This window comes from Paracraurococcus lichenis (genome assembly GCF_030657435.1).
In the GTDB taxonomy this organism is placed as follows: Bacteria; Pseudomonadota; Alphaproteobacteria; order Acetobacterales; family Acetobacteraceae; genus Paracraurococcus; species Paracraurococcus lichenis.
Map to the genome: position 1 here is coordinate 1 of NZ_JAUTWS010000356.1, position 906 is coordinate 906.

A 906-nucleotide genomic window follows, 5' to 3' on the forward strand; every position below is an offset into this window, starting at 1 on the left:
GGCACCGAGGTCGAAGGTGGTCCAGGCCTGGCCGGTGTTCCACAACCGCACCTCGCGCCGCTCCGGATGCGCTGCCAGCGCCAGCACGCGATCGGCGACGCCGAGCTCGCGCAGCACCAGCATGCCGTTGGCGCTGATCTGCACGCCGGCGCCGACCTCGCGCAGCGCCATCGCCTGTTCGTGCACCTCCACCTCGAAGCCGCGCCGCAGCAGCGCCAGGGCGGCGGTGAGGCCGCCGATGCCGGCGCCCGCGATGACGACCTTCAACCTCCTGCCGCTCATGCCGCCTCCTCCCACCCGAGTACCCGGTCGATGATCGCCGCCGCCGCGCGCGGATCGTCGCAGGCGCGGCCGCGCCAGGCCACGTGCTGGTCCGGCCGGACCAGGAACAGCCCCAGGCCATAGACCCGTGCCACCGCCGGGTCGTCCAGCCGCACCACATCGATGGGCGCGCCGCGTCGTGCCGCCGCGGCGAGCAGCGCCCCGGACGGCACCGCGTCGCCGCAGCAGAGCAGCGTGAACCACGGGCCGAGCCGGTCGAGCAGCGGCCGCCCGTCCGTCAGGACCACGCTCGGTAGCCGCACGCCCGGCGCCGTGGTCGGCACGTAGCGCAGCGGGTCGTCGGGGATGGTGGCACCCGGCTCGGCGCAGACCGCGGGCGAGCCGGCATAGGCGTAGCCGAGCTCGATGCCGGTGCTCTCGTTCTCGGCGTTGCCGATGGCAGCGATGCGCCGCCCTGCTTCCAGCCGCGCCGCATCACCGTCCGGCGCGAGCAGCCCCGGGTGGTAGACGGCCGCGATCTCGCGCCGCACCTCGCTGTGCCGGGCGGAGGCGTCGCGGTTGCGGCGCCCGACCGGCCGCCGCTCCGCGTCGTAAGCCTCGGCGAGGCGCGGCCCGCCGAAGCCG

General features: G+C 75.9%; 2 protein-coding genes. Both read right to left on the bottom strand.

Annotated features, from left to right (window positions below; all coding sequences use genetic code 11):
- On the bottom strand, positions 1 to 282 hold a 282-nt coding region (locus tag Q7A36_RS40220; RefSeq protein ID WP_305109395.1), incomplete at its 3' end, for an FAD-dependent oxidoreductase.
- On the bottom strand, positions 279 to 906 hold a 628-nt coding region (locus tag Q7A36_RS40225), incomplete at its 5' end, for an aromatic-ring hydroxylase C-terminal domain-containing protein (protein ID WP_305109396.1). The genes Q7A36_RS40225 and Q7A36_RS40220, both read right to left, overlap by 4 nt.